The following is a 216-nucleotide window of genomic DNA, read 5'->3' as shown; positions in this document are numbered from 1 at the left end:
GCTACTTCACACCCCACATTTGCAAAGGTTTAGTTGAGCGCAATATCTATGGCGTGATTGGCTATCGTCGCCCCAATCATAAAGATGGTTTCTTCTATAAGCGCGAGTATGAATATGATGCGCAAGCAGATGTGTATCGTTGTCCGAATGGTCAATTACTGGCGTACTCCACTACGAATCGACTTGGCTACCGCGAATACAAATCGGATGCCAAAC

Annotated in this window: 1 pseudogene; it reads left to right on the top strand. The window is 45.8% G+C overall.

Features of this window, described 5'->3' with window-relative positions:
• Positions 1–216 (top strand): annotated as a pseudogene (locus H8K52_RS20985) (IS5/IS1182 family transposase); the annotation flags it as partial.

The organism is Affinundibacterium seohonense (assembly GCF_014284305.1).
Lineage (GTDB): Bacteria > Pseudomonadota > Gammaproteobacteria > Burkholderiales > Burkholderiaceae_D > Undibacterium > Undibacterium seohonense.
The sequence above is the reverse complement of the archived record's forward strand: the minus strand, read 5'-3'. Positions and strand labels throughout refer to the sequence as shown.